Origin of the sequence: Pandoraea pnomenusa, assembly GCF_040391475.1 — a bacterium.
Classification (GTDB): Bacteria; Pseudomonadota; Gammaproteobacteria; order Burkholderiales; family Burkholderiaceae; genus Pandoraea; species Pandoraea pnomenusa_C.
Genome location: NZ_JBEBXS010000020.1, coordinates 86,746 through 93,037 on the forward strand (window position 1 = coordinate 86,746; position 6,292 = coordinate 93,037).

Consider the following 6,292-nt stretch of genomic DNA (forward strand, 5'->3'; position numbering starts at 1 on the left):
CTGGCGTGGCGGCCGCGTGTTGCTTGGGGGGCTGTGGCGACGCGTGGCTCAGCGGCCCTCGAACTTCGGCGCGCGCTTTTCGAGGAACGCGTTCACGCCTTCGGCATAGTCGTAGGAGGCGCCCAACGCGCGTTGTCCATCGCGTTCGAGATCGAGCTGCTGGTCGAGCGTGTTGGTGGCCGACGCGTACAACGCTTCCTTGATGGTCGCGAGCGCCTTCGTGGGCTGCGTCGCCAGTTGGGCGGCCAGCTTCTGGGCTTCGGGCAGCAACGCGTCGTCGTCGACGCAACGCCAGATCAGGCCCCACTGTTCGGCCTGTTCGGCAGACAACTTGTCGCCGAGCATCGCCAGGCCCATCGCGCGAGCCATGCCTACGCGTTGCGGCAGGAACCACGTGCCGCCGGTGTCGGGCACGAGGCCGATCTTCACGAATGCCTGCACGAAGTTGACCGAGGCCCCGGCGAGCACGATGTCGCAGGCCAGCGCCAGGTTCGCCCCGGCGCCGGCGGCGATACCGTTCACGGCAGCGATGACCGGCAGCGGCATCGCGCGCAGCTTGCGCACCAGCGGGTTGAAGTTTTCGTCGATCAGCCCGCCGAGATCCGTCGAGGCGCCCGGCGTGAAGTCGAGATCCGCCAGATCCTGACCGGCGCAGAAGCCGCGTCCGGCACCCGTGAGCACGATGGCGCGCGCGCCTTGTGCCTGTGCGGTGTCGAGGGCGTCGCGCAGTTCCGCATGCATCTGTCGCGTGAAGCTGTTGAGCTTCTCCGGACGGTTGAGCGTAATCGTCGCAACGTTGGCTTGCAGCGTCAGTTGAATCGTGGCGGTCATCGGTGTGTCTCCGGGTGTCTCTTGTTATGACGTAGCGGGGCGGTCGATCAGATGCGCTCGATGGCGATTGCGATGCCCTGGCCCACGCCGATGCACATCGTGCACAGTGCGTAGCGGCCGCCGGTGCGATGCAACTGGTACATCGCGGTGGTCACCAGACGGGCGCCCGAGGCGCCCAGCGGGTGGCCCAGCGCGATGGCGCCGCCGTTCGGGTTCACGCGCGCGTCGTCGTCGGCCACGCCGAGTTGACGCAGCACGGCCAGACCCTGGCTCGCGAACGCTTCGTTCAGTTCGATCACGTCGAACTGGTCGAGCGTCATGTTCAGTTGCTTGAGCAGCTTCACCGTGGCCGGGGCCGGGCCGATACCCATGATGCGCGGGGCGACACCGGCGGTCGCCATGCCCAGCACGCGGGCGCGCGGCGTGAGGCCATGCAGCTTGGCGGCGCTCTCGCTCGCGAGCAGCAGGGCGCAGGCGCCGTCGTTCACGCCCGAGGCGTTGCCGGCGGTCACGGTACCGTCGGGGCGAACCACGCCCTTGAGCTTGGCCAGCGATTCGAGGCTCGTGGCGCGCGGGTGCTCGTCACGCTCGACGACGATCGGATCGCCCTTCTTCTGGGCGATGGAGACCGGCGTGATTTCCTGCGCGAGCGTGCCGTCGGCTTGTGCGCGGGCGGCCTTCTCCTGGCTGCGCAGCGCGAAGCGATCCTGGTCTTCGCGGTTGATCTTGAAATCGTCGGCCACGTTCTCGGCCGTCTCCGGCATGGAGTCCACGCCGTACTGCGCCTTCATCAGCGGATTGATGAAGCGCCAGCCGATGGTGGTGTCGAAAATCGCGGCCTGACGCGCGAAGGCGCTGTCGGCCTTGCCCATCACGAACGGCGCGCGGGTCATCGATTCCACGCCGCCGGCAATCATCAGCCCGGCTTCGCCGGCCTTGATGGCGCGCGCGGCGCTACCGATGGCGTCCATGCCCGAACCGCACAGGCGGTTGAGCGTGGCGCCCGGCACGTCGATGGGCAACTCGGCGAGCAGCGACGACATGCGGGCCACGTTGCGGTTGTCTTCGCCGGCCTGATTGGCGCAGCCGTAAATGACGTCGTCGATCAGCGTCCAGTCGACGTTCGGGTTGCGCGCCATGAGCGCCTTGAGGGGAATCGCGCCGAGGTTGTCGGCGCGAACGTCCTTCAGGGCACCGCCGTAGCGGCCGATGGGCGTGCGGATGGCGTCGCAGATGAAGGCTTCGGTCATGATGTCTCGTTCCTGTCTTGTCGTCGGGGCGGTCGGCCTGGCCGTCGGCGGCAGGCGCCGCGCAACGGTGAGTGACTATGGTAGTGACTTACCGTCGCTTTGGCGCGTGTTGCCGGGTGACTTCGTCCCTTCTATATATAGAGGCGTCGTTTGTGTCGGTTCGCCTGGTCGGTTATCCGGTCGGCGCTCAGGCGGCCGCGTCAGCGGACTTCGCCGGCACATGATGACGGCTTTGCACCACGCGGAAGCGATTCGCGACGAAGGCGGCATCGGCCAGGCTGGCGTTCGCGGCCGGGTTGCCGCCCGTACCGTGGTAATCCGAATAGGCCGCCGACTGGTTCACGAACACACCGCCCGTCAGGTTGAGCGACAGGGCGACGCGGCCTTCGATGGCGGCGTCGAGTGCCTGCGCTTCGCCCTCGGTCGACGTCGTGTACGCCGCCAGCGTCAGCGCGCCGTGTTCGGCAGCGGTGCGCCCGGCCAGAGCGAATGCCTGCGCGCTGTTGTCGACAGCGATCACGAAGGCGATCGGGCCGAACCACTCGCGCGTGTAGATGGCGCTGTCGGCCACGTCGAGGGCCACGATCAGCGGCGTGCGTACGCGTGCGTCGGCGAACGCCGGGTGTTGGAGCGTCTGGCTGTCGAGCACCACGCGGCCGAGCTTGCGGGCTTCGTCGATACGGGCGAGCACGCCTTCGTTCTGGATCGCGCCGAGCAGTTCGACGGCCTTGGCCGGGTCGCTGCAAGTCTTCTGGACGCTACCGGCAATGGCGGCGACCACGTCGTCGAACGACACGTTGCCGTCCGGCGTCTGGATGCCGTCGCGCGGAATGTAGATGTTCTGCGGCGCGGTGCACATCTGACCCGAGTACAGCGCCAGCGAGAAGCCGATATTGCGGGCCATGCCCTTCAGGTCGTCCGTCGAATCGATCACGATCTGGTTCACGCCGGCCTTCTCGGTGTAGACCTGCGCCTGACGCGCGTTGGTCTCGAGCCAGTCGCCGTTGGCGGTGCTGCCCGTGAAGTCGATCACGCGCACTTCGCCATGCTTGGCCAGTTGCTGGACGACGGCGCCGTCGTTCGGGTTGGTCGCCGCGAGCGTAACGACGTCGGGGTCGAAACCGGCTTCCTTGAGCACTTCACGGGCGATCTTCACCGTGATGGCGAGCGGCAGGATCGCGCCCGGGTGCGGCTTGACGATCACGGCGTTGCCGGTCGCGAGGCTGGCAAACAGGCCGGGGTAGCCGTTCCACGTCGGGAACGTGCAGCAGCCGAGCACCAGCGCCACGCCACGCGGCACGACGGTGTAGCGCTTTTCCATCGCCAGCGGCGGGTTCTTGCCCTGCGGCTTTTCCCAGTATGCGTCAGCGGGAATGCGGCGCAGTTCGTCCCACGCGTAGGCCACGGCTTCGAGGCCACGGTCCTGTGCGTGCGGGCCGCCGGCCTGGAAGGCCATCATGAAGGCCTGGCCGGTGGTGTGCATCACGGCGTTGGCCATCTCGAAGCTGCGGGCGTTCAGGCGCTTGAGGATTTCCAGCGACACACCGACCCAGGCGTCCGGGGCGGCGGCGCGGTACGACTTGTGCGCTTCGCTCACGCGCGCGAGCAGGGCGTCGATCTCGAATCCGGGGTAGGTCGTGCCCAGGGCAAAGCCGAACGGCGAGGCCTCCTGGCCGACGCTGCCCGTGCTGCCACGTTGCTCCAGCGGGAAGGCAGCGTTCAGATACTGTTTGAAGGCGGCTTCGCCGTCGGCGGCGGCCGTCTCGCCATAAGCGCGCGGGCTCGGCATTTCCGTGAACGGGCTCCAGTAACCACGCGTGGCGATGGCCTGAAGGGCGCGCTCGAGAGTCTCTTGGTGTTTGGCGAAGAGGGGATGAGTCATGGTGGTGGATCTGTCCGTGTCGGGATGCGGCTGGCGGATTCGCTACCTGCCGGCGGGCACATGGGCTCTCGCGCGGCAAGACGCAGGGGACGGCACCGGGTCGTCGTCGACAGGTTTTGCTGACATTAATTAACCGACCGGTTGGTTTGTTAATATAGCATCAAATCCGCCGGGCGTGGCACGTGTTGACGCCGGGTTTTCCCCGACGGGGCAGGTAGCCCGGCTGCCTGCCGGGCGGTGCTCGGCGGACGATGAAGGGGGACCGCGAGGGCGGCTGTCGGGGCATCGTTTGCGTGGCGGAACGAGAGATGCGTGACCGAGGGATCGATGGCATCATGCCCTGAACCTTTGAATGCAGTGATTGGCGACTTGCGCGAGCGGGTCGCGCGCGACTTACCCCCGAACCACAAGACGAGACTTTGACTGGAGGAAGCAGAGGATGACGTACGAGAACATTCTGGTGGAGACGCGCGGCCGCGTCGGTCTGATCACGCTGAATCGTCCGAAAGCGCTCAACGCGCTGAACGACGCGCTGATGGACGAACTGGGCGCCGCGCTCACCGCCTTCGACGCCGATGAGGCCATCGGTTGCATGGTGATTACCGGTAGCGAAAAGGCGTTCGCGGCGGGGGCCGACATCGGCATGATGTCGAAGTACACGTTCGCCGACGTGTTCAAGGGCGACTACATCACGCGCAACTGGGAAACCGTGCGCCGTATCCGCAAGCCGGTGATTGCCGCCGTGTCGGGCTTCGCGCTCGGCGGCGGGTGCGAACTGGCGATGATGTGCGACTTCATCATCGCGGCCGACAACGCCAAGTTCGGCCAGCCGGAGATCAAGCTCGGCGTGATTCCGGGCGCGGGCGGCACGCAGCGTCTCACGCGTGCGGTGTCGAAGGCCAAGGCGATGGACATGTGTCTGACCGCTCGCTTCATGGATGCCACCGAGGCCGAGCGTGCCGGGCTGGTTTCGCGCGTGGTGCCGCTCGACACGCTGCTGGATGAGGCGATCGGTGCGGCCAACACCATCTGCGAATTCTCGTTGCCGGTGGTGATGGCTGCCAAGGAGGCGGTGAATCGCGCATTCGAATCGACGCTCGACGAGGGGGTGCAGTTCGAGCGTCGCATCTTCCATTCGCTCTTCGCGCTGGAAGATCAGAAGGAAGGCATGGCGGCGTTCGTCGAGAAACGCAAGCCCGTTTTCAAGCATCGCTGAAGCTGTTGTGAAAAACCGAGGCGGCCTCCTTTGTGGGGGTCGTCGTTGTGGTAGGCTGCCGGTTTTTTCAGCAAGGGACGAAACGATGTCGATCAAACGACGTGCATTGGCGCTGGCCTTGGTAGTGGCTTCAGGGCTGCTGTTGAGTGCCTGCGGGAAGAAGGAAGAATCGGCTGCGGGCCGGTCGGTGGGGCCGGATGGCTCGCAACCCGTGTACGTCGTGGGCTCGGACGCTGCCTATGCGCCGTTCGAGTTCGAAACGGATACCCGGCAGATCGCCGGTTTCGATATCGATGTGATGAAGGCCGTGGCCGACAAGGCGGGCATCTCCATCCGATTCATCAATACGCCTTTCGAGGGAATCTTCAATTCGCTCGTGCAAGGCGACCGTGACATCCTGATCTCGGCGATCACGATTACGGATGAGCGCAGCAAGCAGATGGACTTCTCGACGCCGTACTTCGAGGCGTCGCAACTGATCGCTGTGCCGGTCAACTCCACGGTGCAGAAGTTCGACGATCTGAAATCGCTGAAGGTGGGCGTGCAAACGGCGACTACCGGCGACGAAGTCGTGCAGAAGCTGATGGGCAAGAACAATCCGGCCGTCAAACGCTTCGAGGGCACGCCGCTGGCGATGAAGGAGCTCGAGGCTGGCGGGGTGGACGCCGTGGTGGCCGATAACGGCGTTGTGGTGAACTTCATTGCCAACAACCCGAACGCCAAGCTGCGCACCGTGGCGGACAGCAGCTTCCCGAAGGAGTATTACGGTATTGCCGTGCGCAAGGGCGACGCGGAATTGCTGGCCAGGATCAACAAGGGGATCGAGGCGATCAAGGCGGATGGCACGTACGACGCGATCTACGAACGCTACTTCGGCAAGAAGTCCTGAGCGATCTATAGAGCTATCGGCACCAGCCGGTGCCGATACTGAATGAAAAAGCCCCGTCCCGACGGGGCTTTTTCATGGGTTTTCAAAATATTTTCACAAAAGGCTTGCCAGGGTTCGGGGTTTTCACTAATATCTCGTCTCTCGCAACGACAGCGATGCAGCGAAAGCAGCGAAGCGGTTGGGGCGACGGGCTGAAAAGCCCGGTGGTTAGTGGTTTTTGAGCA

6 protein-coding genes are annotated in these 6,292 nt (G+C 65.2%); 2 read left to right on the forward strand and 4 right to left on the reverse strand.

All coding sequences use genetic code 11. The annotated features are described in order from the left end of the window. Positions 1-48: 48 nt before the first annotated feature. From paaG to paaN, 3 genes are all read right to left on the reverse strand, one after another. A complete protein-coding gene (gene paaG / locus ABWO90_RS19280) occupies positions 49-831 on the reverse strand; it encodes a 2-(1,2-epoxy-1,2-dihydrophenyl)acetyl-CoA isomerase PaaG (RefSeq protein WP_353192832.1) in 783 nt (260 codons plus the stop codon). Positions 832-878: 47 nt separating this feature from the next. Then, positions 879-2,081: a 3-oxoadipyl-CoA thiolase gene (gene pcaF, locus ABWO90_RS19285; RefSeq protein ID WP_353192833.1), complete on the reverse strand. Its 1,203-nt coding sequence runs from the start codon at positions 2,079-2,081 to the stop codon at positions 879-881. A 187-nt stretch (positions 2,082-2,268) separates the two neighbouring features. Continuing rightward, positions 2,269-3,963 (reverse strand): phenylacetic acid degradation protein PaaN, encoded by a 1,695-nt coding sequence (gene paaN, locus ABWO90_RS19290; RefSeq protein ID WP_353192834.1) that lies wholly within the window; start codon positions 3,961-3,963, stop codon positions 2,269-2,271. 439 nt (positions 3,964-4,402) lie between these two features. Between paaN and ABWO90_RS19295 the strand changes: the two genes are divergently transcribed. Together ABWO90_RS19295 and ABWO90_RS19300 are read left to right on the forward strand one after the other, a co-directional pair. Then, entirely contained in the window at positions 4,403-5,179 is a 777-nt protein-coding gene (locus ABWO90_RS19295; RefSeq protein WP_353192835.1) for an enoyl-CoA hydratase, read from the forward strand. 85 nt (positions 5,180-5,264) lie between these two features. Continuing rightward, positions 5,265-6,068, forward strand: a complete 804-nt coding sequence (locus ABWO90_RS19300) for a basic amino acid ABC transporter substrate-binding protein (RefSeq protein ID WP_353192836.1) — start codon at positions 5,265-5,267, stop codon at positions 6,066-6,068. A gap of 5 nt (positions 6,069-6,073) precedes the next feature. Here ABWO90_RS19300 and ABWO90_RS19305 read toward each other — a convergent pair. Further along, on the reverse strand, positions 6,074-6,292 hold a 219-nt coding region (locus ABWO90_RS19305), incomplete at its 5' end, for a hypothetical protein (RefSeq protein WP_353192837.1).

Bases quoted from the DNA above. Each gene is read 5' to 3' on its own strand.
- paaG (WP_353192832.1), bottom strand. From the start codon at position 831: ATGACCGCCACGATTCAACTGACGCTGCAAGCCAACGTTGCGACGATT.
- pcaF (WP_353192833.1), bottom strand. From the start codon at position 2,081: ATGACCGAAGCCTTCATCTGCGACGCCATCCGCACGCCCATCGGCCGC.
- paaN (WP_353192834.1), bottom strand. From the start codon at position 3,963: ATGACTCATCCCCTCTTCGCCAAACACCAAGAGACTCTCGAGCGCGCC.
- ABWO90_RS19300 (WP_353192836.1), top strand. From the start codon at position 5,265: ATGTCGATCAAACGACGTGCATTGGCGCTGGCCTTGGTAGTGGCTTCA.
- ABWO90_RS19295 (WP_353192835.1), top strand. From the start codon at position 4,403: ATGACGTACGAGAACATTCTGGTGGAGACGCGCGGCCGCGTCGGTCTG.